Origin of the sequence: Variovorax sp. TBS-050B (genome assembly GCF_029893635.1) — a bacterium.
Lineage (GTDB): Bacteria > Pseudomonadota > Gammaproteobacteria > Burkholderiales > Burkholderiaceae_C > Variovorax.
Genome location: NZ_JARXYR010000001.1, coordinates 360,903 through 387,899, shown reverse-complemented (window position 1 = coordinate 387,899; position 26,997 = coordinate 360,903). Strand labels below are relative to the sequence as shown.

11 protein-coding genes and 1 pseudogene are annotated in these 26,997 nt (G+C 70.6%); 5 read left to right on the top strand and 7 right to left on the bottom strand.

Annotated features, from left to right (window positions below):
• The first annotated feature begins 186 nt into the window (after nt 1-186).
• From M2165_RS01785 to M2165_RS01775, 3 genes are all read left to right on the top strand, one after another.
• Nucleotides 187-8,133, top strand: a complete 7,947-nt coding sequence (locus M2165_RS01785; protein WP_280812948.1) for an SdrD B-like domain-containing protein — start codon at nt 187-189, stop codon at nt 8,131-8,133.
• Between the two features lie 68 nt (nt 8,134-8,201).
• On the top strand, nt 8,202-12,446 hold the full coding sequence (locus M2165_RS01780; protein ID WP_280812947.1) for an OmpA family protein: 4,245 nt from the start codon (nt 8,202-8,204) through the stop codon (nt 12,444-12,446).
• A 17-nt stretch (nt 12,447-12,463) separates the two neighbouring features.
• Nucleotides 12,464-12,721 (top strand): hypothetical protein, encoded by a 258-nt coding sequence (locus M2165_RS01775; RefSeq protein WP_280812946.1) that lies wholly within the window; start codon nt 12,464-12,466, stop codon nt 12,719-12,721.
• An 11-nt stretch (nt 12,722-12,732) separates the two neighbouring features.
• On the opposite strand, the gene M2165_RS01770 is transcribed toward M2165_RS01775, so the two are convergent.
• The 3 genes and pseudogenes from M2165_RS01770 to M2165_RS26090 form a co-directional block, all read right to left on the bottom strand.
• The gene (locus M2165_RS01770) at nt 12,733-13,635 is read right to left on the bottom strand and encodes an OmpA family protein (RefSeq protein WP_280812945.1); all 903 of its coding nucleotides are present in this window, start codon (nt 13,633-13,635) and stop codon (nt 12,733-12,735) included.
• Nucleotides 13,636-13,655: 20 nt separating this feature from the next.
• Nucleotides 13,656-16,277 (bottom strand): YadA-like family protein, encoded by a 2,622-nt coding sequence (locus tag M2165_RS01765; RefSeq protein WP_280812944.1) that lies wholly within the window; start codon nt 16,275-16,277, stop codon nt 13,656-13,658.
• Between the two features lie 183 nt (nt 16,278-16,460).
• Nucleotides 16,461-16,928, bottom strand: a pseudogene (locus M2165_RS26090) (adhesin); the annotation flags it as partial.
• Between the two features lie 856 nt (nt 16,929-17,784).
• Here M2165_RS26090 and M2165_RS01760 point away from each other — a divergent pair.
• Nucleotides 17,785-18,153 (top strand): GFA family protein, encoded by a 369-nt coding sequence (locus M2165_RS01760; protein WP_280812943.1) that lies wholly within the window; start codon nt 17,785-17,787, stop codon nt 18,151-18,153.
• Nucleotides 18,154-18,348: 195 nt separating this feature from the next.
• On the opposite strand, the gene M2165_RS01755 is transcribed toward M2165_RS01760, so the two are convergent.
• The 4 genes from M2165_RS01755 to M2165_RS01740 all read right to left on the bottom strand — a co-directional run bounded on the left by M2165_RS01755 (nt 18,349) and on the right by M2165_RS01740 (nt 24,364).
• A complete protein-coding gene (locus tag M2165_RS01755) occupies nt 18,349-19,293 on the bottom strand; it encodes an RNA polymerase sigma factor (RefSeq protein ID WP_280812942.1) in 945 nt (314 codons plus the stop codon).
• The gene (locus M2165_RS01750) at nt 19,274-19,588 is read right to left on the bottom strand and encodes a hypothetical protein (protein ID WP_280812941.1); all 315 of its coding nucleotides are present in this window, start codon (nt 19,586-19,588) and stop codon (nt 19,274-19,276) included. Before M2165_RS01750 ends, M2165_RS01755 begins: the two co-directional genes overlap by 20 nt.
• Nucleotides 19,589-19,590: 2 nt before the next feature.
• Nucleotides 19,591-21,015, bottom strand: coding sequence for an MFS transporter (locus M2165_RS01745; protein ID WP_280812940.1), 1,425 nt, complete (start codon nt 21,013-21,015; stop codon nt 19,591-19,593).
• A gap of 91 nt (nt 21,016-21,106) precedes the next feature.
• On the bottom strand, nt 21,107-24,364 hold the full coding sequence (locus tag M2165_RS01740; protein WP_280812938.1) for a PAS domain S-box protein: 3,258 nt from the start codon (nt 24,362-24,364) through the stop codon (nt 21,107-21,109).
• Nucleotides 24,365-24,710: 346 nt separating this feature from the next.
• Here M2165_RS01740 and M2165_RS01735 point away from each other — a divergent pair, with 346 nt between their 5' ends.
• Nucleotides 24,711-26,882, top strand: a complete 2,172-nt coding sequence (locus M2165_RS01735) for a TonB-dependent siderophore receptor (RefSeq protein WP_280812937.1) — start codon at nt 24,711-24,713, stop codon at nt 26,880-26,882.
• Nucleotides 26,883-26,997: the final 115 nt, after the last annotated feature.

Sequence of the window (26,997 nt, the reverse complement as noted above, 5' to 3'; positions counted from 1 at the left end):
ATCGCGCCCTTTCCCGGGACCGCCGCGCCGCACTTGGATGTGGCGCTTCCACCACAGGGCCACCGGGCCACCAGAGCCATCACGAGGGACGGGATGTTCATCACCCCATTGAGCTTGTCGGGCGCGCGAGCGCGACGCGACTTCTTCGAAACCGCCGCGCGCACGCTGCGCCGGCGCACGGCGCGGATGTCCGCGCTCCTTGGCGGCCTGCTGCTCGCGACCGCGGCGCAGGCGGTGCCGCAGGTCTCGAGCCTGGTCCACGCGCCGGACATCCTGCCGGCCGGCGGCACGGTCACGAGCACGGTGACGATCGCCGAGTCGGACAGCCTGCCCATCGGAGCGCCCGGCACCTCGTTCACCTACAGCATCCCGGCCAACAGCATCTACATGGGCACCGGTCCCGTGCCGGTGGGCAGCTGCAGTTCCACGGTGCCGGTGGGATCGGCCGGTCCCGGGACGGTGACCTGCTCGGGCATCACCCTGGCCGCCGGGCAGACGCAGGAATTCCAGCTGCGGCTGCGCACGGTCACGCAGGGAACGCTGAGCGTGACGGCGACCCCGGCGGGCGGCGGCGCCAGCGAGACCAAGACGATCACGGTGAACCAGGGCGCCGACGTGGCGGTCGCGATCGCGGCCCCGGCGAGCGCCTCGAGCGGCGCAACGGTGCCGATCACCTTCACGCTGACCAACAACGGACCCGACGCCAGCACCGGCTCGACGCTGACCTACGCCATCCCGACCGGCCTCTCGGTCTCCGCGAGCGGCCTGCCTGCGGGCTGTTCGATCAGCGGCGGCACGCTGACCTGCAACGTGGGCTCGCTTGCGCTCAACGGCACGCGCACGATCACGGTCAACGGCGTGGTCACCGCGGCCGCGGGCTCGACCATCACGCACCAGCCCGCGATCACCGCGGCCGGCGCGATCGGCGACGGCGTGTCCGAGAACAACGGCGCGACCGCCAACACCACCGTGACCGCGGGCACGGTGCTCGCGCTGAACAAGTCCCACAACGGCGGCCAGCTGCTCGTGGGCCAGCGCTTCAACTTCACGCTGCAGCCGAGCTTCAGCGGCAGCGCGCCCACGGGCGTGACGCTGAGCGACACGCTGCCGGGCAACTTCCAGATCGACGGCGCGGTCAGCGCCGCCGCGGGCTGGAACTGCAGCACCAGCGGCCAGACCGTCAACTGCACGCGCAGCAACATCGGCGGCGCGGGCGGCGCCAACCAGCCGCTCGGCAACATCGTCATTCCGGTGATCGCGATGACCGCCGGGACCGGCGTGGTCAACGAAGCGACCGTGAGCGCCACGGGCCCGGTGGCGACCTCGGCCACGGGCAGCGCGCCGGCCGACGTGGCGGTCTCCGCCACCGACTTCCGCGCCGACAAGCGCCGCGGCTGGCCGCAGAACAACGTGCCGATCGGTCAGGCCTTCGACTACCAGGTCGGCGCCACCAACCTCGGCGGCACGCGCCTGCTGGCGGGCAGCACGATCAACCTCGTCGACGACCTGCCGGCCGGCGTGCACATCAACAGCGTCACGCAGCGCGACGGCTACACCTGTTCGGTCACCAAGGGCGGCGCGCCCGTGGCGACGCCGGTCGACGGCCCCGCCACGGTGAACTGCACACGCACGCTCGCGAGCGACATCGGCGTGGACACCTCGAGCGGCAACAGCGCACGCAACGCCGGCTACGTGATCGTCAACGTCACGATCCCCGCGCTGCCCGCGGGCGGCGGACCGATCGTCAACAGCATGTGCGTGAACGTGGCGCTGCCCGCGAGCGCGCCGACCTCGGGCGCCGATCCGGACGCCAACACCGGCAACGACTGCGTGAGCCTGGGCACCGGCGTGGACGACAGCGCCAACTACGCCGACATCCGCGTGCTGAAGCGTGTGGTGGGCATCGGCAGCAGCACCGCGAACCGGCAGACCGCGGGCCAGGCCATCACCTGGGAGATCGAGATCGTCAACGACGGCCCGTCGCCGGCGCAGAACGTCGCGGTCACCGACACCTTCGTGCAGGTGCTGCAGCCGACCGGTTCGCCCTCGGTGTCGGTGAACCCCAATGGCGCCACCTTCCCGGCCTGCTCCCTGCCTGCGCCCTCGGGCGGCGCGGGCAGCACCTCTTTCACGGGCTGCAACATCACGCAGCTACCCAAGTGCCGTGCGAGCACCGCGCCAGTGACGGCGGAGCCGCTGTGCCCGGTGATCACGGTCTCGGCGCGGCACTACGGCGACGGCGCTTCGGCGTCGGACCACACCTTCGATATCAACAACAAGGCCAGCGCCATCGCGGCCACGCCGGCCGATCCGACGCTCGACGACAACGGCCTGACCAACAGCGGCACCGCCACCGGCCACTTCGTCGCCCAGACCGACGTGATGGTGACCAAGACCGCGAGCCCGGGCAGCGTGCCCGTCGGCCAGATGCTCACCTACACCTTGACGGCGCGCAACCAGAGCGTGCAAGAGGGCAGCTACAGCCGCGCCTACGAGGTGCGCGCGACCGACACCCTGCCTGACGGGCTGATGTTCATCTCTGCCACCGCCTCGGGCGGCGGCACCTGCCCGACACAGCCCAGCACCACCGCACCGACCGGCGCCGGCAACAACCAGCTCGCATGCCGCTGGGATTCGCTCGCGCGCAACCAGCAGCAGACGGTCACGGTGCGCGTGCGCCCGCTCTACGCGATCAACGGCACGACCATCACCAACAACGTCGCGATCACGACGCCCACGCCGGAAGTCCTCACCACCAACAACCAGGCCAGCGCCGGCACGCCCGTCACCGGACCGAGCTACGACCTGGTGGTGACCAAGAACGACGACGTCGATCCGGTCAACGTCGGCGACAACGTCACCTACACGATCACCGTCTCGAACAACAGCGGCTCCACGGCCGAGAACGTGCGCCTGATCGACACGCTGCCGCCCGCGGGCCCCGGCGGCGAAGCGGCGCCCACCTTCGTCTCGGCCAGTGCGCCGGCGGGCAGCGGCGTCACGATCACCACGCCGGCCGTGGACTCGGCGAGCGGACAGATCGAATTCTCGATCCCGGTGCTCGGCGGCACCGGCTCCGCCGCGACGGGCGAGCCGAGCACGCTGCAGTTCCAGGTGGTGCTGCGCGGCGCCTCGCGCGGCACCTTCCAGAACCGCGCCAAGGTGGACTTCTACGACGCCGCGCGCAATGCCTTCGACGTCAATCCCGCCAACAACGAGGTGGGCGAGAACACCACCTACCGCTTCAAGGCCGACGTGCAGGTGGTCTCGAAGACCGCCGTCTCGAGCGGCACCTCCACGCCGCTCGCGACCGTGGCCATCGGCCAGACCTTCGACTGGCTGGTGCAGCTGCGCAACAACGGCCCCGACAGCGCCGAGACCACCAGCTTCACCGACGCGCTGCCCGCCGGGCTCGCCTCGGCCGGGGCGCCGGTCTTCACCGTGACCAGCGGCAGCTTCACCCCCGCCGCGCCCACCTGCTCGGTCAGCGGGCAGAACGTGAGCTGCGCCATCACCTCGATGCCGGCCAACGGCACGGCCACAGTGCGCATTCCGGTGCGCACCACCACCGGCACCACGCCCGCCAACGGCACGCAGTTCACCAACCGCGCGCACCTGATCACCACCGGCTCGGGCGACACCAACGGCGGTGCCGATCCGAACGCGGGCAACAACTTCAACGAGGGCAGCATCACGGTGCAGAGCAGCGCCGTCAGCGGGCGCGTCTACGAAGACCTGAACGGCAGCGGCCAGCCCGACAGCGGCGAACCCGGCATCGCCGGCGTGACGATGCGCCTGACCGGCACCGACAGCCTCGGCAACGCCGTCTCGCTGACGACCACCACCGACGCCAACGGCAACTGGGGCTTCACCGTGCCCGCCGGCAGCTACAACGTGGCCGAGGACCAGCCCGCGGCCTACCAGCCGGGCATCACGCGCGCCGGCACCGTCGCGGGTGCGGGCAGCACTCCGGGCACGGTGCCCGCGGGCACCGTCAACGGGCCCAACGGCTCCAATGCCAACAGCATCGGTTCCATCGTGCTCGGCGCGGGCGGCAGCTCGGTCGACAACAACTTCGGCGAAGTGCGTCCCGCGAGCATCGCCGGCCGCGTGTACCGCGACGCCGACTACAGCAACAGCGCGAGCGCGGGCGACCCCGGCATCGCGGGCGTGACCGTCACGCTGACCGGCACCGACATGTTCGGCAACCCGGTCTCGACCACGGCCAACACGGTCGCGGGCAGCGGCAGCTACGCCTTCAACAACCTCACGCCCGGCAGCTACACCGTGACCGAGACCCAGCCCGCCGCCTTCGCGGACGGCAGCGACGCGGCCGGCACCGCCGGCGGCACCGCGGGCAACGACGTGGTGAGCGCGATCGCGCTGCGCTCGAACGTCAGCGCCACCGGCTACGACTTCGGCGAACTGCTGACGCGCATTCCGGTGCGTGTCTTCGTCGACGCCAACAACGACGGCGTGCCGCAGGCCGGCGACACCGGCATCCCGAACGTGGAACTGCGCCTCACCGGCACCGATGCCGCGGGCAACCCGGTGAACATCGTCGCCACGCCCACCGGCGTCGACGGCGCCTACGAGTTCCGCAACGTGCCACCCTCGGCCGCGGGCGGCTACACCATCACCGAGACGCAGCCGACCAACTACGCGCCGGGCAAGGCCAATGCCAACGGCCATCCGGGCACCGCGCAGGCCGGCGGCAACGTGATCAGCGGCGTGACCGTGGCCGGCACCAATCCGCCGCTCACGCAGGGCGACTACTACTTCGGCGAACTGCTGCCCGCGGGCATCTCGGGCCGCGTGTACTACGACCGCGACGGCAGCGGCGCGCAGGGCGCACCTGCCACCGAGCCGGGCATCGCGGGCGTGACCCTCACGCTCACCGGCACCGACGTCAACGGCAACCCCGTCTCGCGCACCACCACCACCGACGCGAGCGGCGACTACAGCTTCCCCAACCTCGCGCCCGGCAGCTACACCGTGACCGAAACGCGGCCCGCGGGCTACGAGCCCGGCATCACGCGCGCCGGCACGGTGAGCGGCAACGGCAGCACCGCGGGCAGCGTGCCCACCGCCGGCAGCGGCGTGACCAACGGCCCCAACGGCTCGACCGCCAACGTGATCCAGAACATCGTGCTCGGTTCGGCCGGCGCAGGCTCGGCCGGCAACAACTTCTCGGCCGTGCGGCCGGCGAGCGTGTCGGGCTACGTCTATGCGGACGTCGCACCGTCCAACGGCACGCGCGACAGCGCCGAGCCCGGCATCGCGGGCACCACGGTGCGCGTGAGCGGCACCGACTTCCTCGGCAACCCGGTCACGCAGACCGTGCAGGCCGGCGCCGACGGCCGCTACATCGTCGACAAGCTGCTGCCCGGCAGCTACCAGATCGACGAGACGCAGCCCGACGGCGTGGCCGACGGCCCCGAGTCGCTCGGCACCGTGGGCGGCGCGCCGCGCGGCAGCGTCAACCCGGGCAGCGTGAACGACCGCTTCGGCGGACTCGTGCTCGCCTCCGAAGAAGCCGGCATCGACTACAACTTCGGCGAGCGCGGCGGCCAGATCGCCGGCTGGGTCTACGTCGACAGCAACAACGACGGCATCCGCCAGCCCGGCGAGCCCGGCATTCCGGGCGTGACGGTCACGCTCACCGGCCGCTCGGCCAGCGGGCTCACGGTGAATACCACCGCGACCACGGACGCCAACGGCCGCTATGTCTTCACCGGCCTGCTGCCGGCCGACGCGAGCGGCTACACGCTGCGCGAGACGCAGCCCGTGACCTACGCCGACGGCCTCGACGCCGTGGGCACGCTCGACGGCACGCGGAGCGGCACGCTCGGCAACGACGTGCTCTCGGCCATCGCCTACCGCGGCGGCAACGGCGAGGACTACAACTTCGGCGAACGCGGCGCATCGCTCGCGGGCAGCGTCTACAACGACGCCAACCGCAACGGCACGCGCGAACCGCAGGACCTGCCGATCGCGGGCGTGACCCTCACGCTCACCGGCACCGACGCCGCGGGCAACCCGGTCACGCGCACCGCCGTGACCGGCCCCGACGGCCGCTACGAGCTGCCCGGCCTGCCGCTGCCCGACAGCAACGGCTACACGATCACCGAGACGCAGCCGAGCGGCTACGACGAAGGCATCGCGATCCCCGGCACGCTCGGCGGCACCGCGCAGGGCACGAACCAGATCCGCGTGAACTTCACCGGGCTCAACACCAGCGGCACCGGCTACGACTTCAACGAGCACAACAACCTGCCGGCGTCGCTCACGGGCACCGTGTGGTTCGACCAGAACCACAACCGCAGCCGCGAATCGGGCGAAGGCCAGGGCGAAGGCTGGACGGTGGAGCTGCTGCGCTGCGCCGACGGCGGCAACGCCTGTTCGGAGACCGCGGCCACCGTGCTCTACACCGTGACCACCAATGCCGACGGCAGCTATCGCTTCGGCGACCTCACGCCGGGCGAGTACCGCGTGCGCTTCCGCTCGCCCGACGGCCGCACCGTCGGCGGCGTGTGGCCCACCGACCCGGCGCAGAACGGCAGCGGCGGCCCGTACCCGACGCCGGCCGCGAGCGACCCGCGCTTCTCGATCAAGGTGCGCGTGACGCCGGGCGCCAACGTGCAGCGCCAGGACCTGCCCTACGACCCGGGCGGCGTGGTCTACGACAGCGTGAGCGGGACGCCGGTGCCCGGCGCCGTGGTGCGCCTCGTGGGCCCGCCCGGCTTCGACCCGGCCGAGCACCTGCTCGACCGGCGCGACAGCTACACCACCGGCCCCGCCGGCTACTACGACTTCTTCGTGCTGCCGGGCGCACCGGCGGGCGAGTACCGCATCGTCGTCACGCCGCCGGGCAGCTACCTGCCCTCGTCGATGTACCCGGCCGCGGCCGGTGCCCTCGGCACGCAGGCCTGCTCGGCGCCGCCCAGCGGCCCGGCGCCCGCGCAGACCAACCCCTGCGTGGTGAGCCCCGGTGCGGGCCTGGTGCCCGGCGCCGGCTACTACCTGGCGTTCCAGATGCCGGGCGGCGGCGGCCAGCACGTGGTGGCGAACAACATCCCGCTCGACCCCGCGGACGCCACGCTGATCGAGCTGCGCAAGACCACCTCGAAGCTCACCGTGAAGAAGGGCGAGCTGCTGCCGTACCGCATCACGGCGCGCAACACGCGCGGCAACACGGTGCCGGGCGTGGCCGTGGTCGACACGCTGCCGCCGGGCTTCCGCTACGTGCAGGGCTCGCTCACGGTGCGCACGCTGCCCGGCGGCGTCGCGCTGCCGGTGGTGCCGCAGGTCAACGGGCGCCAGCTCGTGGTGCCGGGCCAGAACTTCGCGCCCAACGAGACCAAGGAATACCTGATGGTCGCGGGCGTGGGCGTCGGCGTGGGCGAGGGCGAGTTCGTCAACCAGGTCATCGCCACGCAGGGCGTGGGCGGCCGCGTGCTGTCGAACCTCGCCACCGCCACGGTGCGCGTGGTGCCCGATGCGCTGTTCGACTGCACCGATGTGATCGGCAAGGTCTACGACGACAGGAACGCCAACGGCTACCAGGACGAGGGCGAGCCCGGCCTCGCGAACGTGCGCATCGCCACGGTCAACGGCGTGCTGGTCACGACCGATGCCGAGGGCCGCTACCACATCGCCTGCGCCGCGATCCCGAAGGAGGGCACGGGCAGCAACCTGGTGCTCAAGCTCGACGAGCGCACGCTGCCCTCGGGCTACCGCACCACCAGCGAGAACCCGGCGGCCGAGCGCGCCACGCGCGGCAAGGTGCTGAAGATGAACTTCGGCGCCACGGTGCACCGCGTGGTGCGGCTCGCGCTGCAGGGCGCGGCCTTCGAGGACGGCAGCGCCCAGCTGCGCGCCGGCTTCGTGCCCGAACTCGACCGCACGGTCGCGGTGCTGGCCGAGAAGACCTCGGTGCTGCGCCTGGCCTACCGCGCCGCGCCCGGCGAGCCTGAAGCGCTCGCCGGCCAGCGCACCGACGCGGTGAAGCAGGCGGTGCTCGCGCGCTGGAAGCAGCTCGGCGCGCAGCGCGCGCAGCAGAAGGAGCCGCCGCTCTTCAACCTCGACATCGAGGTCGAGCAGGTGCCCGCCCACGCGGAGGTGAAGCCATGACGCGCGCACGAGTGAACGCCATGCCCCATCCCCCGACCACGAAGAAGAAGACCTTCCTGCGAGCCGACATGAGAAAGCTACCGAAGCGCATTGCCCTCGCGGGCGCGGTCACCGCCGCCTGCATGACCATGGGCCTTGCAGCCGCCCAGGAGAGTGCCGTTCGCGGCCGCATGCTCGACCGCGCCGCGGCCGACCCGCGCGCCGTCGAGCCCGGCGGCGTGCAGCAGCAGTTGCCGCGCAGCAGCGAGCGCGAGCTGCCGAAGGCGACCTTCGTGCTCGGCGATGCCCGCCAGAGCGCGACCGCCGCGCCGCTGCCGGCCGCTGCGCCATCGGCGCCCGTGGAGCGCAGCGCCAGCGAGACGCCGCAGTTCGCCTCCGGCTCGGACCTGCTCGGGCAGGCCGACCGCGCGCAGCTCGACCGCATCGCCGAACAGGTCCGCGGGCGCAGCCATCTGCGCTTCGAGATCGTCGGCCACACCGACATGCAGCCGCTGAGCGCGAAGTCGCGCGAGCGCTTCGCCGACAACCATGCGCTCGGCCTCGCGCGTGCGCAGCAGGTGGCGCGCTACCTCACGCAGCGCCTGGGCCTGCCAGCATCGGCCGCCGCGGCCAGCTCGCGCGGCCCCGACGCGCCGGTGGCCACGCCGGCCACCGATCCGATCAACTGGCCCGCGAACCGCCGCGTCGAGGTGCGCGTGTACTGGACCGATGCGGCGCCCGCCGTGGCGGCCGGCGCACCCGCGCCTGCCGACCCCGGCATCTGCCGCAGCTTCACCGCCTTCGGCACCGACGACGCGCCGCTGCGCCTGAGCGTGGACGGCCAGCTGCTCGATGCCAAGGGCGGCGCCGCGGGCGAGGGCGCCACCAGCGCCGACCGCCAGCGCTGCGTGGACGTGCAGCTCGAACGCAACCAGCTGCGCCTGCAGTACGACAACCTCTCGGCGCCGCGGCGCCTTTCCGCCTCGGCCTGGCCCACCACCGTGGTGCCCGGCGACACGGTGCGCTTCGCGGGCTACAGCAACTACCTGCTGTTCACCGCCAAGGCCGAGCTGCGCATCTACAGCGCCAACGACGTGATGCAGCGCCGCCTGCTCGCCACGCTGCCGCTCGACACCGAACTGCGCGGCGACTGGCAGGTGCCCGCCGGGCTGCTCGAGCGCCTGGGGGACGGCATGGGCGGCAAGCTCTACTGGCGCCTGCGCGTCTACGACCGCCAGGGCCGCTTCGACGAGACCGACGACTTCTCGCTGAGCCTCGCCGAACGCCATGCGCCCGAGAAGGGCACGCCGCCCGACCCGGCGCGCGAGCTGCTGCGCGGCTACGGCCAGAACAACGTCGCGATCGCGAACATTCCACTGCCGGCCGGCACGGTCACCGCGAGCGGCGCGGCGATCCGCCCCGGCGAGAAGGTGCGCGCGCTCGGCTTCGCGGTGCCGGTGGACGACAACGGCCGCTTCGTGTTCCAGCAGCTCGTGCCGCGCCGCGTGCAGACCGGCGAGATCGCGGTCACCGACGCGCAGGGCGCCACGCGCGCCTACCGGCGCGACTTCGACCTGCCGACCAGCGACTGGTTCTTCGTCGGCCAGGCCGACCTCACGGTGGGCAGCAACAGCGTGAGCGGCCCGGCCGCGATCATGACCAACGACAAGAACCGCTACGGCGGCGGCGGCTGGAGCGAAGGCCGCATCGCGGGCTATGCCAAGGGCCAGCTCGACGACCGCTGGACCCTGACCGCGAGCGTGGACACCGAGGAACGCCCGCTCAAGGACCTGTTCCGCAACCTCGACCGCAAGGACCCGACCTCGCTGTTCCGCCGCTTCGATCCCGAGGATTCGTGGAGCACCTTCGGCGACGACTCCACCACCATCGAGGACGCACCCACGCAGGGCCGCTTCTACCTGCGCGTGGACGACGGCCGCTCGCATGCGATGTGGGGCAACTTCAAGCTCAACTTCGGCGACACCGAGCTCACGCGCGTGAGCCGCGGGCTCTACGGCTTCCACGGCCGCTACCTCGGCGACGAATCGACCGCCTTCGGCGAGGCGCGCCTGAAGATCGACGCCTTCGCGGCCGAGCCGGGCACGCTCGCGGCGCGCGAGGAATTCCGCGGCACCGGCGGCTCGCTCTACTACCTGCGCAACCAGGACATCACGCGCGGCGCCGAGCGCGTCTCGATCGAGATCCGCGACCGCGACTCCGGCTTCGTGCTCAAGCGCACGCAGCTCGTGCCGAGCTCCGACTACGAGATCGACTACCTGCAGGGCCGGATGCTGCTGTCGGCGCCGCTGCCCAGCCTCTCGGACGACGGCTCGCTGGTGCGCGCGGGCGGCTTCACCGGCATGCCGACCTACCTGGTGGTCGACTACGAGTACACGCCGATCGCGAGCTCGCTCGACACGCTGGCCGTGGGCGGCCGCGTCTCTTGGTGGGCCAACGACCACGTCGGCGTGGGCGTGACCGCCTCGCGCCAGGACCAGATCGGCGGCGACCAGCGGCTCGCGGGCGTGGACCTCACGCTGCGCAAGACCGAGACCACCTACCTCAAGGGCGAGTTCGCGCGCAGCAAGGGGCCGGGCACGGGCCAGTACGACTCGCTCGACGGCGGCTTCAGCTTCACCGGACGCAGCAGCGGCCTCGGCAACGGCGGGCTGCTCGGCAACGGGCCCACCGGCAACGCCAACGCCTGGCGGCTCGAAGGCCAGGTGGACCTGGCCGACTACGAGATCCGCGGCGGCGGTCGCGTCAGCGCCTATGCGCAGTCGCGCGATGCGGGCTTCTCGGCGCCCGGACAGTACGCGAGCAATGCCACGCGGCAGGCCGGCGTCTCCGCCGCCGTGCCCTTCGGCGAGAAGGGCGAGAACGGCGAGCTGCGCCTGAAGGCCGACCGGCGCGACGAGCAGGACGGCTACAACAGCAGCGTGCTCGATGCGCAGTACAGCCTTGCGCTGTCGCCCGACTGGAAGCTGGGCCTCGGGGTCCGCTACGACGACAAGACCGGCGACCGGCTCATCACCAGCCCCTCGCTGCCGACCACGCAGGCGGTCTCGGGCGAGCGCGCCGATGCCGCGGTGCAGCTGGAATACACCGGCAGCGACCGCTGGAGCCTCTACGGCTTCGCGCAGAAGACGCTGCGGCGCACCGGCACGCGGCTCGACAACGACCGGCTCGGCTTCGGCGGCAAGTACCGCGTGAACGACAAGCTCGCGCTGCGCGGCGAACTCTCGACCGGCGACGGCGGGCTCGCGGGCAAGGCCGGCGTCGACTACCAGTACGACGACCGTTCGAACCTCTACCTGACCTACGTGGCTGACACAGGCCGCACCGACGAGAACCTGATCGGCCGCGGCGGCAGCCTCGTGACCGGCGTGCGCTCGCGCGTGGGCGACGGGCTCACGCTGTTCACCGAGCACCGCCATGCCACCGGCACGCAGCCGGGCCTCACGCATGCCTACGGCGTGCAGTACGCGCCCGATGCGCACTGGACCTTCGGCGTCAACTTCGAGAACGGCTGGGTCGGTGCCGAAACCCTGGGCGCCACGCGGCGCGAGGCCGTGGCCTTGAGCGCGGGCTATTCGAGCGAGCGCCTCAAGTACAGCGGCGGCCTCGAATACCGCCGCGACCGCACCGCGGCCGAGTCGCGCAAGAGCTGGCTGGTGAAGAACTCGTTCAGCTGGAAGGTGAACGACGACGCGCGCTGGATCGGCAAGTTCAACTGGGCCGACAGCGACAGCACGAGCGGCGCGCTCGCCGCGGCCAAGTACACCGAGGCGATGATCGGCTACGCGCTGCGCCCGGCGCTCGACGACAGGCTCAACCTGCTGTTCAAGTACACCTATCTCTACGACCTCTCGTCGCCGGGGCAGGTGGTCTCGGCCGGCGCGCTCGACTCGGGCCTCGGCACCGTCTCGACCACCGGCATCGACTACCAGCAGCGCAGCCACGTGTTCGCGATCGACGCCACCTACGACATCAACGAGCGCTGGACCGTCGGCGGCAAGTACGCCTGGCGCCGCGGCGAGCTGCGGCCCAGCCGCGACAACTCGGCGCCCTGGTTCAAGAGCTCGGCCGAGCTCGCGGTGCTGCGCGTCGACTGGAAGCTGGTGCGCAACTGGGACTGGATGGTCGAGTGGCGCTCCCTGCGCGCCCGGGAGCTCAAGGACCGCAAGAGCGGCTTCCTGACCGCGGCGTACTACCACGTCAACGAGAACCTGAAGGTCGGCGTCGGCTACAACTTCACCGACTACTCCGACAACCTCACCGACATGAGCTACCGCAGCAAGGGCTGGTTCCTCAACGTGCTCGGCAAGTTCTGAACGACGGAGCAGGGCACGTGAAGGAAGAAGCAATGCAGTCGCGGCATGAGTTCGACCTGATCGTGCCGCTCGTCGACATCACCGAAGCGCTGGTGCGCCGGCGCTACCCCGGCGACAGCCAGCAGCGCTACCGGCTCTACGAGGAGTGGGCGCGCGATTTCCTGGTCGACTTCAACGCGCGCGCCGCCGCGGGGCGCAGGCCGGAGCAGACCTACTACCGCGACATCGCCGAGTTCGCGCTGCGGCGGGCGGCGGCCTACGGCTTCGCGACGTAGGCCGCGCGCGCTCAGGAGCCCGCGACCACCTCGATCTCGACCCGGCGGTTCGGCGCCAGGCATTCGATCAGTTCGGCACGCCGCGACTGGCTGCACTGGACCTTGGGTTCGGTCTCGCCCTTGCCCTCGACCTGCAGCGCCTGCGCTGGCACGCCGTTGCGCACGAGGTGGTCGCGCACGGTCTCGGCGCGCGCGAGCGACAGCGCGCGGTTGTAGTCCGCGCTGCCGAGCCGGTCGGTGTGGCCCGTGATGCGGACGGCGCTCACCGGCCGCGCGCTGCGCTGGATCTGATCGGCGAGCGCATCGAGGCGGCGCCGGCCTTCGGGCAGCAGGTCGGCCAGCGTGCGGCCGTCGAAGCGGAACAGGCCGTCCGCGCCGAGGGTGGTGCGCTCGGGCACCGCGGCAGGCGCCGCGGGCGGCACCTGCCGTGCTGCGACGGCCGCCGGCCGCAGCAGCTCCGCGCAGCCCGGTCCCTTCCAGTACATCCCGTTCGTCAGCACGTCGGCGTTGAAGCGCACCATGTACTGGCAGGTGAGGTAAGCGGGGCCGGCGCCGGTGCGGAAGTGGAAGATGTAGTTCCACTCGCGCACGCCGCCGAGCCCTTCGCTGAAATGCGGAAAGCCCAGCAGCTGGCGCACCTGGTCCTTGCCCATGCCGGTGCGCATGCTGCGCAGCGCCTCGAGGCTCGGGAACGCGCCCTGTTGCCACTTGGCGGTGTCCGGTGCGGGAAAGTCCTCGTCCTTCGGCGGCGCCGGGTTCTCGGCGGCGGCCCGCGCCTGCATCTCCGGCGTGATGGTGTGGCTCGGCGCGGCGCAGCCCGCGGCCAGCAGCGCCGCGAGGCACAGCGTGGCGAGCGGGGCGGCGCGAAGCGCGGTGCGGGCCGGGACCTGTGGAAGCTTGTCGTCGTTCGTCATGATGTTCGTCCCTCTCGCGCTCAGTTGAAGACCCATTCGGCGCCGACGGTGGCGCCCACGCCCGCGCGGCTGGTGGCCACGCCGCCCGTGATGCTCCAGGCGTTGTTCTCGGACGTGCGGCGGAAGCTGATGCCCACCGCCGTCTGGCCCTTGAACGAGCCCGCGCCGATGCGCATCACCGTCTTGCCCGGCACGTAGCTGCCCGGCATCTGCAGCGCCATGGCCGCGGCCACGCCCGCATAGGCGTTCTTCTCGACGCTGTCGATGCGGCTGTTCACCGCGTCGATGCGGTTGTTGAGGTTGCCGCCGAGCGCATTGAGCTGGTTGACGTTCACCGCGTCGGTGCCCGCCACGCCGGGCGCCACGTTGTGCACGGCGACCGGGCCGGTGGCATTGCCGCCGCCCATCGTCACGCTGTTGTAGTTGACCGTGCCGTCCGGGTTGCTGTCGTACTTGATGGTCGACTGGTCGATCACCGCCACCACGCCCTGCACGCCGCGCAGCTGCGACACGTTGACCGCATCGCTGTCGGCCGTGCCGGCGGCCAGGCCCGTGATCTGGCGGAACTGGCCATTGGCTGCGTCGCCCACCGACACCGCCGCCAGCGTGCTGGTGGTGGCGCCGATCGCGATGCGCTGCGCCTCGGTCGCGGTCGGCGGCACGTAGCCCGCCACGCCGGCGGCCGTGGAGGCCACCGAGCCCGCGCCGAGCGCCACGCCGCCGGCCTGCGTCACGCTGGTGCCCGCGCCGAGGGCCACGCCCTGCACCGCGGCAGCGGAAGACTGCGTGCCGAGCGCGATGGCATCCGCCAGGTGCGAGGTCGCGCCCTGGCCGATCGCCACGCCGCCGGGCGCGCTCTGCTGCACGATCGCGCCGTTGCCGATGCCCACGCCGTTGTTGCCGTTGACCACCGTCTGCGGGCCCACCGCCACCGACTCCGCGCCGATCGCGAGCGAATCGGCCGCGGCCGAGTTGGCATGGAAGTACAGCGTCGGCGTGACCGCGAACGAGGTCAGCGCGCCCGAGAGCTGCCGCACCGTCACCGCGTCCTGCGCCTGCGTGCCGTCGGCCACGTTGGTGATCTGCCGGTAGGTGGTCGCGCTGCCGACGGACAGCGCGCCGAGCAGCGTGCGGTCCGTGGTGTTGTAGCTGATCATCGAGCTGCCGGCCGGGATGTTGCCCGTGGAGGGCGCGATCGCGCGGTCGGACACCGCGCCCGCGCCGATGGCCACGGCGCCGTCGATGGTGGCGCTGGCGTTCTTGCCCGAGGCGATCGCGTCGAGACCGGTCGCGCCCTTGTTGTCCTCGTTCGTGCCGCCGGTGGAGTTGACGCTGTAGTAGTTGACCCGGTTCGCGGCGACCGTGGAGCTGAGGTTCTCGATCGACTGGTTGGTGGCGAACAGCTGGGAGCCGTTGATCGCGTCGGTCGAGCTGCCCGAGATCTGGCCGGCCGCCACGTTCGTGATGGTGCGCTCCGCGCCCACGGTGCCGACGCTGACCGTGCCCACCGCCGCGGCGCCCGCGAAGTTGTAGACCTTGCCGTCGATCGTGGCGCTCGGCGTGTTCACGACGGCGCCCGTGGCCGAGCCCGCGCCGAGCGCCACGCTGTTGGCCGTCGCGGCCGTGGCCCCGAGGCCGACCGCCACCGAAGCCGCGCCGCTCGCGCCCGCGTTCTTGCCGAGCGCGATGGCATCGGCACCGATCGCGCCTTCGTTGTTCTCGTTGGTTCCGCCCGTGGAGGCGACGCTGTAGTAGCTGATCTTGTTGGCGTCGACGACGGTGCTGAGGTTCTCGATCGCGCTCGTGGCCGCGAACAGCTGCGAGCCGTTGATCGCATCGGTCGAGTCGCCCGCAATGCGGCCCGCCGCCACGTTGGTGATGGTGCGCTCGGCGCCCGGCGCGCCGACGCTGATGGTGCTCGTCGGCGCGGTCCCCTGAAACACGAAGTTCTTGCCGTTGATCGTGATGCCGGGCGTCCCCACGGCCGCCGCCGTGACGGAGCCCGAGCCCAGTGCCACGTCGCCCGCGCTCGCGGTCGCCGTCGCGCCGTCGCCGATCGCCACGTTGCCGGCCTTGCCCACGGCACCCGCGACCGAGCCGTTGCCCAGCGCCACGCTGCCCTGGCCGATCGCGCTGTTGCCGTTGCCGATCGCCACCGCGCCGTTGGCCTGGTTGGCGGCCGTGGCGCTCGCGGTCCCGTCGCTGTTGGCGATGTTGTTCGCACCGCCGACGAAGGCGCCGGTGCCGCTCGCGAAGCTCGGGTCGCCGATCGCGACCGCGCCATCGCCGTAGGCCGTGTTGCCCGAGCCGATGGAGACGGCCTTGCCGCCGGTCGCGACGGCGTTGGTGCCCACGGCGACCGCTTCGGCGGAATCGGCGACCGCGAAGCTTCCGAGCGCCAGCGCATTGGCGGCACTGGCCTTCGCGCTGAGACCGATCGACGTCGTTCCGCTGGCGGCAATGCCGATGCCGGCGTTCGTGCCGATGGCGATGTTGTCGTTGCCGCTGACGAGGCTGCCTGCTGCAGCCTTCAAGGTGCCGTCGTAGGCGACCGTGCCGTCGCCCGTGCCGAAGGCCAGGTTGCGCGTTCCGCTCACGCCCGAGCCCGCGCCCCGCATCACGCTCGCTATGCCTCCGCCCATGGCGGTGTTCTGCGCGCCGCTGACCAAAGTTCCGGTTGCAATGCCCACTGCGGTCGAGCCGGTGTTGGCAACCGTCGAGCCCGCACCCGCCCCCTGGCCCACCGACACCGTACTGGCCCCGATGGCGAGTGCTTCTGCACCCAGTGCCAGCGAACTGTTCCCCAGCGCCCGGGCGCTGTTGCCCACGGCTGTGGCGGCGGCGTCGAGTGCCTTTGACTCGTTTCCTAGCGCGACGGACCGCGTTCCGCCGGCCTGGGATCCCCAGCCACCCGCGAGCGCATAGCCGGCACCGGTCCAGGAACTGACACCCAGTGCCGTGGAATTTCCGCCTGCGGCATTGGCGAAGGTGCCCAGGGCGCTGGCACCTGCTGAGGTGGCCCTGGCATCGACGCCGATCGCCACAGAATTGACGTTGTTGGAGACAGTGTTGCTACCTATCGCGATTGCGCCTCCCGTACCTGATGCCGCTGCGTTCAGACCAATGGCCACCGAATACTGCGCGGCCGAGACGGTGTTCGCGCCCAGGGCAACGGCGTTCTGCACGGAACTGTGGGCGTTGAACCCGACAGCCAGCGCGCCGTCGAGATCGGCTCGGGCGTTGTAACCGAGCGCGGTTGCGCCCGGCCCTGTCGCAGTCGCCAAGTAGCCCATGCACGAAACCGAGCCGCTGTAAAAGTTGTACGGCGACGGGGTGCAGTTCACGGATTGCGCCTGCGCCACGGCGGACCAGCCTCCGCCGATTGCCAGCAGAGCACCCATGAGGCTCGCACGAAGGTATCTCGAAGGCGGCATTCGCAGCGCCTCCGGCGCGCGCGCCGCGTCAGCGCTGGAACCGCCGCGCCGTCCACCGGCGCGCGCGAGTTCCGACGCCGCCACCCAAGCCCCAAGGGATTCGTTCCAGATCGAGCGATAAGTTGTATTCATGTGCCTCATCCACCGTTGTAAGACCGCTAAACCGCTTATGTAAGCAATTTGAATTGCATGCAATTTCTAGAAACTGCTGCAAATAAATCTTAATAGTGGACGGACTCATTTCAACTTGGCCTGTCTCTTTTTGGAGTCAGCGCGACGGACTCTTAATCAATAAATTCATATCGATAGTAATGCGAAAATACAAATTGTTTCCGCGCGAATAACACACCACCAATCTCCTTTTATTCGTACGGATTAGCACTTAATAATCAGTAACTTACGATCTTTTCTTTAAGTGCGCCGCATTCCAGTTCCGCGTGAATCGTGCTGGCACCAGTTCTCGAGAAGCCGATTCAACAATCCATGTCCATTTATGTATGGCTCCATATCAATACCTGCATGCTTCAAACGTGGAAATATCTACTTTCCACTGCAATTCAAAGAAATAAGCACGTTGCTCTCGTCGGTTCAAGAAATCCGCCCATTCCATTGCAATAACCGGACAAGCGCTGTATTGCGTTCACCCGGCACACGCTTGACATCACGGCGGCCGAGCCACATACTCAACCCATCAGTTCAGTATCGAGGAGCACCCATGGATCAGGCCCCTGCCGCCCAGAAGCACGTTGGAAGCTGCCACTGCGGCCGCGTGAAATACGAAGTCGAGGGCGAGATCAACTCGGCCATGGCATGCAACTGCTCGATCTGCCAGCGCAAGGGTTCGCTGCTGTGGTTCGTGCCGCGCAGTGCCTTCCGGCTGCTCACGCCCGACGAGAACGCCGGCACCTACCTTTTCAACAAGCATGCGATCGCGCACCGCTTCTGCCTGCACTGCGGCATCCATCCCTATGCCCTCGGCAAGACGCCCAAGGGCGAGGAGATGGCGGCGATCAACGTCCGCTGCATCGAGGGCATCGACCTGCAGGCGGTGCCCGTCACGCACTTCGACGGCCGCTCGGCCTGAGCGGCGGCTGCGGCGGCAGCTGCAGCAGAAAAAAAGAAGGCTCGCCTTCCTTGCGGAGGGCGAGCCCAATGAAAGCACCCGGCGACCGGTGCCTTCACCCCACGATGCCGTCGAAACGGGTTCGTCGACCAGGCCAATGTAGCGACGCATCAGGCCCGCGCCTTGATGCAGCGCAAGAAGATGGCGTGGGGCGATCTACGCGGCGGTGCCGCGGAAGAGCTCGATCTGCGCGTCCTCTGCGATGTAGCGCACGTAGCGGTAGTCGCGGATCGCCTGCACGCGGCCCTGCGGGTCCCATGCCAGCTCGATGAAGGACTGCGGCCGCGCCGCGCCGGGTGCGGGCAGCACCGCGAGCACCTCGCGGCCGTCGAGCCAGGCGGGCACCAGATGCCAGTCGTGGAGCGCGGCATAGTTGGTGAAGTAGACCGACACGTCGCGCCGTCCCGCGGCCTTGCGCCGCGAGACCAGGTCGAGCCGCACTTCGTCGGCCAGCATCGCGCGCACGCCGTCCCAGTCGCGCGCGTTGAAGAGGGCGGTGTAGCGCAGCAGCGCCGGGGAGAAGGCGGGCCGTGCGGGCGAGGGCGGCGACGGCGCTTCGGAACCCGCGCGCAGCAGCGCCCGGCCGCGGTGCAGCGCGGCCTTGACCGCGGGCACGCTCAGGTCGAGCTCGGCGGCGATCTCCTCGAGCGAATGGTCGAGCACGTCCTTGAGGATCACGCAGCCGCGCTGCGCGGGCGCCAGCTGCAGGAAGCACGACAGCGCGAGCTTCATCGTCTGCTGCCGGTCCAGCGCCTGCTCGGGTTCGCTTTCGGCGTCGTCGGCGATGTCCGCGGCGGCATCGAGCGGCTCGGTGCGCAGGAAGGCGTCGTGGCGCCAGCGATCGACGGCACGGTTGTGGGCGATGCGGAACAGCCAGGGGCGCAGCGGCGGCAGCGTCTTGAACTCCGACAGCTGGTAGTACGCCCGCGCGAGCGTGTCCTGCACCACGTCCTCGCCATCGGCGACCGAACCGGTCATGCGCGTGCAGTAGCGGTGCAGCTCGGGCCGCGCGTCGTCCACCAGCGCCAGGAACTGGCGGCGCGCTTCTTCCAGCGTGCCGAGGATCGCGCCCGCTTCGGGCCTAGGCTGCGGTGAATCCATGGTTGCCGATCTCCTCGAGCTCGGTGGTGACGGGGGGTGTTTCGCAGCGCGACCGGATCTCGGCGACGAAGGCCTGGAATTCGGGCAGCGAAGTCAGCGCGGAAGTATCGCCGCCGGCCGGCTGCGAGACGAGATGCATGAAGCTCACGCCGTCCGCCTGCTTGAAGGTGGCGTAGCGCAGGCCGGCCGGCGCGGCCGCCTGCAGTGCCTGGAACACCGCGCGCACCAGGCGCTCGTTCTCCGCGACGCGATCGGCCTTGAGGGTGTATCGCACCATGCGTGTGGTCGTTGCCATGATCAGAGTCCTTTCTCCGGCACGGGCCGGAACGTGGGTTGGTTGCGCTTGTGGATCGACGGGAGCCGCGCGGCCGCGAACGCGGCGAGCAGCGAGAGCAGGGCGCCGGCGCCCATCGCCTGCGCGAAGCCGCGGCTGAAGGCCTCGGGTGCGCCCAGGGTGCCGGTGCGCGCGAAGACCTCCACCAGCAGTGCGATGCCGAACATGCCGCCCAGGTAGCGGAACATGTTGAAGGTGCCGGAGGCCTGGCCCATCTGCGCGGGCGCCACGGCGCCGAGCACCGCGTTCTGCGCCGCCGGCATGGCCATCGACACGCCGGCACCGGCCATCACCAGCGGCGGCACGAGCTGCAGGTAGGCCAGGCCCGGCGCGGCGATCAGCGCGATCCACGCGCTGCCGGCGGCCTGCAGCAGCACGCCGCACACGACCAGCGGGCGCTCGCCGACGCGGCCGACCATGCGGCCTGCGATCGGCGCCACCACGAACAGCGTGGCGGTCCATGGCAGCAGCCGCAGGCCGGCGCCGAGCGGGCCGGCGCCCAGCACCTGCTGCAGGAACTGCGGCAGGAAGAACACCGTGCCGTACATCGGCGCATACAGCAGGAAGGTCGCCGCGATGCCCGAGGAGAAGGCCGGCGAGCGGAACAGCGCCAGCGGCATCATCGGCGCGCTGGCGCGCCGCTCCCAGGCGACGAAGCCGAGCGCGAGCAGCAGGCCCGCGGCCAGCGCGCCGGCCACTTCGAGGCTGCCCCAGCCGCGGGCGTGTCCGCGCGCCAGCGCCCACACCACGCCGAGGATCGCGGCGGTCACCAGCACCACGCCGGGCAGATCGATCGCGGCCGCGGGTCCGCGGCTCTCGGGGATGCGGCGCATCGCGAGCGCGCCCACCGCCACGCCGATCGGCAGGTTGATCCAGAAGATCCAGCGCCAGTCCAGGCCTTCGGCCACCGCGCCGCCCACGGCCGGCCCGACGATCAGCGCGAGCCCCGTGACGCTGCCGAAGATGCCGAGTGCCCGCGCCCGCAATGCGCGCGGGAAGGCCTCGCCGAGCAGCGCCATCGCGAGCGGCATGGCCAGCGCGGCGCCGCTGCCCTGCACGGCGCGGGCGGCGATGAGCCAGGGCACGGTCGGCGCCAGCGCGCACGCGAGCGAGGCGGCGACGAAGATCGCGAGCCCCGCCACGAGCATGCGCCGGCGGCCGAAGCGGTCGCCCAGCGCCGCGCCGGTCATGAGCAGCACCGCAAAGCTCAGGTTGTAGGCATTGACCGTCCATTCGAGCGCCTGGATCGAGGCGCCGAAGCTCTGCCCCATCGCGCTCAGCGCGGTGGTGACGACCAGCGCGTCGAGGGCGATGATGAAGGAGGTGAGCGCCGCGAGCGCGAGCACCCAACGGGACTGCGGGGAGGGGAGGGAGGTGTCGTTCGCCACGGATGTTCCTTGCTGTTCGCTGCGGGTCGTGCAGCAAGGACGAACGGGCGCGGCAAAAGGATGCGGGCCGCTTCTTCTTTTTTTTCTTTCTTCAGGTGGCGCGCGCGGCGATGAGCCCGCGCACCTGCGCGGCCGGCAGCGGCTTCGCGAACAGGAAACCCTGCGCCTCGTCGAAGCCTTCCTCGCGCACCACCTGCAGCTGCGCCTCGGTCTCGACGCCCTCGACGGTGGTGGCGATGCCCAGGCTGCGGCCGATGCCGGCCACGGCCCGGATGATGGCCAGCGACTTGCTGTCCGGCAGGTCGGCGATGAAGCTGCGGTCCACCTTGATCTTGTCGAACGGGAAGCTGCGCAGATAGCCGAGCGACGAATAGCCGGTGCCGAAATCGTCCATCGCGATCTTCACGCCCAGTTGCCGGATCTGCTCCAGCGTGCGCAGGTTGGTGTCGTCGTTGCCGAGCAGCACCGACTCGGTGATCTCGAGCTGCAGCCGCGAGGGGCACAGGCCCGAGGCTTTCAGCGCATCCCCGATCAGCTCGACCAGGTTGTCGGCGCGGAACTGGACCGGCGAGAGGTTCACCGCCACGCCGATCTCGCCGGGCCAGGCGGTGGCCTCGCGGCAGGCCTCGCGCAGCACCCACTCGCCGATGTCGACGATCAGCCCGGTCTCCTCGGCGATCGGAACGAAGTCGGCCGGCGAGATCATGCCCTGCTCCGGATGGCGCCAGCGCACCAGGGCCTCGAAGGTGGTGTAGCGGCCGGAGGCGACGCTCACCTGCGCCTGGTAGTGCACCTCGAACTCGCCGCGCGCGAGCGCTTCGTGCATCGACAGCTTCAGCGCCTGGCGGGCCTGCAGGTGGGCATCCATGCTCTTGGCATACCGGTGGAAGCTTCTTCCGCCCGCGGCCTTGGCCCGATGGAGCGCCACCGCGGAAGCGCGCTTGATCTCGTCGACGCTGCTGCCGTCGTCCGGCGCCACCGCCACGCCGACGCTGGCCCCGATGCTCACCTTGTGGCCGTCGAGGTCGAAGGGCGCGAGCAGAATCGCCATCAGGCGGCGCGCGACGTCGATGGCGGCATCCGCATGCGGCAGCCCGAAGCAGCCGATCGCGAATTCGTCCGCGCCGAGGCGCGCGAGCGCGTGCCCGTCGCCGGAAAGGCACAGCCGCAGCCGCTGCGTCACCTCGCGCAGCAGGATGTCGCCCGCCGGATGGCCGTAGGCGTCGTTCACCGCCTTGAAGCCGTCGAGGTCCAGGGTCAGCACCGCCACCACGCCCTGGCGCCCGTCCGCCTCGTCCAGCTGCTGCTGCAGCACTTCGCGAAAGGCCAGGCGGTTGGGCAGGCCGGTGAGCACGTCGTGCCGGGCCATGTGCGAGACCTGGTTCTGCGCCTGGAAGCGCTCCTGCTCGGCCTTGCGCCGCGCGCTGGTGTCGCGGAAGAAGATCGACAGGCCGTCCTCGGTGGCCGAGGCATGGACCTCGAGCCACACCTGGGTGGCGGGCACGAATTCCTCGAACGAGACCGCCTGCTCGCCGGCCATGGCCCGGCGGAAGTAGTCGCCGAACAGGCTCTCCATGTCGGCGGGGTAGAGGTCCCACAGCGTGCCCTTGAAGGCGTCGTCGCCGAGCCGCAGGAAGCGCCGGGCATTCTGGTTCACGTAGGTGATGCGCCATGCGCGGTCGACCACCAGCACGCAGTCCATGGTGTTCTCGAGCACCGCCGACAGCCGCGCCGCCGCATGCTCGGCCTGGCGCTGCGCGATCACCGCGTCGTTGCGCGCCGCCTTGGCCTCGCTGACGTCGCGCCACATGCTCACCATCCGGCTCGGCTGCCCGGCGGCGTCGAGCACGGGTGCGCCGATGACGTCGAGCCAGCGGTGCACGCCGTGCGCATCGACCGCATCGACCTCGAGCCGCGAGGTGCCGCCGGCGCGCACCACGTCGAACATGGCGCTGAGCTTGCGCAGCCGGCCGTCGGGAAAGATCCGCTCGAGCGCCGCGCGGTCTTCCAGCTCGGCGACGTCGAGGCCGATCATCTCCCGCGCCGCCTTGTTCATCATCAGCGTCCTGCCCGCGAGGTCGAGCATGCTGATGCAGTCGGGGCTGCTGTCGAACAGGCTGCGGATCGAGGCCTCGCTCTCGCGCAGCGCGGCCTCGGCGGCCCGCCGTTCGGTGATGTCGAGGATGGAGCCGGCAAAGCCCAGGAACTCGCCTTCGGGCGACAGCCGCGGCGTGCCGGTGTCGATGACCCAGGCCCAGGTGCCGTCGGCGCGGCGCAGCCTGTATTCGAGCTGGACCGGCTGCCGCTTCGCGCTCGCCGCGCCGAACTGCGCCAGCGCCGAGGCGCGGTCGTCGGGATGGACGGCCCGGCTCCAGCCCTGGCCCAGCGATTCGCTCTCGCTCTGGCCGGTCGCCTCGAGCCAGAGCCGGCTGTGGTAGGTGGCATGGCCGTTCGCGTCGGTCAGCCACATCATCACGGGCACGCTGTCGGCGATCAGGCGGAAGAGCGACTCGCTCTCGCGCAGCGCATCGATCGCGATGCGCTGCTGATGCACGTCCTCGAGCAGACCGTACCAGCGCACGATGGCCTGGTTCTCGTCGCGCCGCGGCGCGGCACGGGCCCTGAACCACCGGTAGCTGCCGTCGGCGGCGCTGCGCACCCGGTATTCGGCATCGAAGGGCACGCCGCGGGCCACCGAGTCCATCCACTGCGCGCGAACGCGCCCCAGGTCGTCGGGATGCAGGGCGCTTTCCCAGCCGGAGCCCAGCGAGTTCTCGATCGAGTTGCCGGTAAGGGCGGGCCAGCCCGGTCCCGCCTCGGTCACCGCGCCGGTGGCGTCGGCGGTCCAGGTGATCTGCGGATGCAGCTCGACGAACGACCGGTAGTGCGCCTCGCTCGCCCGGAGCACCCGCTCGGTGGTGCGCAGTTCGGTGACGTCGGCGATCACCACCACGAGCAGCCGGCCGGCGCCCCCCGCGAGATCCACGGGCTGCTTGCGCGTGACCAGGGTCCGGGTCGATCCGTCGCCTGCCGTGATCTCCTCCTCGAAGCTGCGGCCCTTGCCGCTCGCGAGGATCTCGCGGTCGACGGCGCGAATGCGATCGGCCTGCGCAGGAGGGAGGAAGTCGTGGTCCGTCTTGCCGCGCGCGGCTTCGAGCGCCACGCCGAGCAGCTCGCAGGCGCGCTGGTTGAGATGCACGAATCGCGATGCCTCGTCCTTGACGATGACCGCCTGTCCCACCACGTCGAGGATCGCGGCCACGGGCACCGCAGGGTCCAGCAGGCTGGCGGGCCGGTGCCGGGGCTGATGCTGCTGCTGTTTCTGCTGCGCTGCGCGGAACTCACCCATGTCGTTGTCCTTCCTGTCATCCCGTCCGATGCTCGATCCAGACTGACATGGTAGTAAGACCCGTCCGGCAGGACATATTCGGGCCGCGCCGTCAGCCGCGAGACACCGCCTCCACGTCGCCGCGTCGCCACGTCGCTCCTTGCCAAAGAATGCGAAGGATTCCCATTTACAATCCTTCGCGCCGCGCTCAGCGGCCGTCCTCCGCGCTGCGACCCCCCGGTTCGCATGCGCCAACGCCCCACCCAGAACTTCAAGGCAGGGCATGCCGGACACGCGCGCCGCCGGGCGCGCGGCCGGCATGTGCGGCCATTTCCTGCGCGGCTTCACCCAACGAGAACCGCACAGAATGAAGTCTTCACAGAACAACCAGCGGCCCCTGTGGCCCCTCTCCCTCCTGGCCGGCGCGGCCATCGCGTCGCTCGGCGGCGCCGCCATGGCGCAGGACGCCGCGGCCGACGGCCGGTCGACGCTGAAGGAGGTGAGCGTCAGCGCCGAGCAGGACAAGGGCTATTCGCCGGCCGCCGCCAGCACTGCCACGAAGAGCAGCGCGCCGCTGCGCGACGTGCCGCAGGCGATCAACGTGCTGCCCGAGCAGCTGCTGCGCGACCAGGGCGTCAACTCGATGCAGGACGCGCTGCGCAATGCGCCCGGCGTGAGCTTCAATCATGGCGACGGGCAGCGCGATCAGGTGGTGATCCGCGGCTTCAGCGCGATCTCCGACTGGTTCGTCGACGGCGTGCGCGACGACGGGCTGTACTTCCGCGACCTCTCCGACACCGAACGCATCGAGGTGCTCAAGGGACCGGCCGCCGTGCTCTACGGCCGCGGCTCCTCGGGCGGGCTCATCAATCGCGTGACCAAGAAGCCGGTCTTCGGCACGCAGTTCGGCGAAGTCTCGCTGGGCCTGGGAACCGACCGCTACCAGCGCGCCACGGCCGACCTGAACACGCCGATCGGCGAGGCGATGGCGTTCCGCCTCAACGTCGCGCGCGAGAGATCGGACAGCTACCGCGACCAGCAGTTCACCGACCGCTACAACATCGCGCCTTCGCTCGCGATCAAGTTCAGCCCGCAGACCGAGCTGCTGCTGCAGTACACGAACCTGCGCGACCAGCGGCTGACCGACTTCGGCGTGCCGGCGCTGAACGGCCGCCCGGTGGACGTGCCGATCGGCACCTACTACGGCTCGGCGCATGCGCGGCGCGACGACACGGTGACCAGCCGGGTCCAGACCTTCACCGCCACGCTGAACCACCGCTTCAACGATGCGCTGAGCCTGCGCAACACCACGCGCTACGCCAGCTTCCACCTGGACCGCTTCAACACGCTGCCCAGCGGCACGACCGACCCCGTGGGCCTGACGGTGGGCCGAACCCGCGGCATCGTCGACCGCGACGAGAGCGGCTGGTTCAACCAGACCGACCTGAGCTGGCGCAACCAGCTCGGCGGATTGCAGCAGGAGTGGCTGATCGGCACCGAGTTCGGCGTGCAGCGCAAGCGCCTCTTCAGCGTCTCGTCGGCCGTCGGGTATCAGCGCGTGAACATCTTCAACCCGGTGGCGGACCCGCTGCCGATCCCGGCCGCGAGCTTCCTCGCCGACGGTGCGATCCCGAGCGACAGCGAGTTCAAGACCGCCGCGCTCTACCTGCAGGACCAGATCACGCTGGCACCGCAGTGGAAGGCGCTCGTGGGCGCGCGCTACGACACCTTCAAGCAGGAGACCCGCTTCGAGCGCAAGCTCTCGCCGCTGGAACGCACCGACCGCAAGTTCAGCCCGCGCGCGGGCCTGGTGTGGCAGCCGGATGCGGCGCAGTCCTACTACGTCTCGTACAGCCGTTCCTTCCAGCCCTCGGGCGAGAACTTCGCACTCTCCGCGAGCAACATCGACAACGATCCGGAGATCACGGTCAACAAGGAGATCGGCGCCAAGTTCGACCTGCTGGACGGCACGTTGAATCTGACGACCGCGCTCTTCGACCTCGAGCGCACCGGCATCAAGAACACCGATCCCAACAACGCGCGCCGCCAGATCAACGTGGGCACGCAGCGCACCCGGGGGCTGGAGCTGGCACTCAACGGCCGGCTGCCGGGCCGCTGGGACGTGAGCGCCGGCTATGCCTACCTCGACGCCAGGATGACCCGCTCGCTGGCGACCGTCAGCTCGCTGCAGTTGCCGGTGGGCGCGGCGATTCCCGTGCAGGGCAAGACCGCAGCGCTCACGCCGCGCCACTCCGCCTTCGTCTGGGCCATGAAGGACCTGGGCAACGGCTTCAGTGCCGGCGGCGGCTTGAACTACGTCGGCGCACGCTATGCCTCGCTGAGCAACCTCGTCACGCTGCCTTCCTATCTGACCGCCGACCTCGCGGCCAGCTACAGGACCGCGCGCTACGAGATCGCACTGAACCTGAAGAACATCGCCAACCGCAAGTACTACGTCTCGGCGCACGGGGCCGTCGACAACCTGATCCTGCCAGGTCCGGGGCGCGAGGTGCAGCTGACCCTGCGGGCGAAGTTCTGAACCGCCGCGGGTCGGCTCGCGCAGGGCGGGGCGCTTGAACAATTGTTTCCGAATGCTGCGGACTGGCGGCGAGACTCAAGCGCGTGACGGGCCTGCAGCGGAGGAGGTCCGGCGT